Here is a 1,276-nt window from a genome sequence, read left to right as displayed (position 1 = left end):
TGTACCGGATTTCGATCTGGCGCACCCACCGTGAGCTGGACCAGCGTTCGACCGAGCTGGCGGATGCGCGGCTGAAAGGGCTGACCGACCGGCTGGCGGCGGCGCTGGAGATTGCCCGTATTCCGGTGCATATCTATGAGGTCGATCCGGTCAACGGGCTGGCGGCGCCGGACGGGCGGATCTTCATCACCCGCGGGTTCTACCGCAAGTATCAAAGCGGCGAGGTCAGCGCCGAGGAGCTGGCCTCGGTGATCGCCCATGAGCTGGGCCATGTGGCGCTGGGGCATGCGAAGAAACGGATGATCGATTTCTCCGGCCAGAACGCCCTGCGCACGGCGCTGATGATGATCCTGGGCCGCTACATTCCCTTTATCGGTCCGTGGATAGCCGGGGTGCTGACCGGTTTGATCGCAGCGCGGCTGTCGCGCGGCGATGAGTATGAGGCTGATGAATATGCCGCCGCATTGCTGACCAAGGCGGGCATTGGCCTGGCGCCGCAGAAAAGCCTGTTCACCAAGCTGGAAGAGCTGACGCAAGCACGCGCGGGCATGGCGCCGGCCTGGCTGATGAGCCACCCGAAAACCGAAGAACGCATCGCCGCCATCGAAAAACTCGAAACCAAATGGCGCGTGGAAGGCTGAAAGACGACCTTCCATCGTTCCGCAGATACGCCGGGCAAGTCATCGCTCGCGGCGAGGGGGTCAGCGCCCCGAAACGCCATAAGGCGTCATTTGTACCGCCCTCAATTGCCGCTCACCGCCTTCGCCAATCGCGGCAAGCGCGCCTTTTTCAACAGCGCGCGCATTTCCCATGTCTTGCTAGACAACCGGTTCGCCTCGGCCAGAACATCGTCGGCCACGGCCTGCACCAGATCGGGTTGCGCCTGCCAGATACCGTGCAGAAATGTATCGGGATCGGCCCGGCTGATACCTTCTTCGGCCAGAACGTTGCGCGGAAAATCCCTGGCGTTCAGCGTCACGATCATATCCGCCGAACCGGCCACCGCCGCCGCCAGCACATGAATATCCGCCGGATCGGGCAACCACAGCCGCGCCTCCAGAGAGAGTGGGTACTCCACCTCGGCCTCGGGCCACCGCACTGCCAGCAGTGCAGCTTCCGACTGCGCCTGAGCCATGCCATCGGGCCCCAGTTTTTCCACAGCCCGTAGCCATTCACCAACGATCCGCGCCGACCAGAGCGGCGTGTAGACGCCACGCGCAGCCACCCCCAGCAGAACCTGCCGCATCACGGTGGGATAAATCACGCAGGTATCCAG

The 1,276-nt window shown here is 63.5% G+C and carries 2 protein-coding genes; one reads left to right on the top strand and one right to left on the bottom strand.

The annotated features are described in order from the left end of the window. Nucleotides 1-641 (top strand): M48 family metallopeptidase (locus A2I95_RS39255; RefSeq protein ID WP_291737772.1); only part of this gene is annotated, 641 nt, incomplete at its 5' end. Between the two features lie 101 nt (nucleotides 642-742). Here A2I95_RS39255 and A2I95_RS39250 read toward each other — a convergent pair. Then, nucleotides 743-1,276: RSP_2648 family PIN domain-containing protein (locus A2I95_RS39250; RefSeq protein WP_291737771.1), on the bottom strand; the 534-nt coding region annotated here is incomplete at its 5' end.

The sequence above is a fragment of the Leisingera sp. F5 genome, from assembly GCF_001593695.1.
This window is presented reverse-complemented; position numbering and strand designations above follow the sequence as displayed.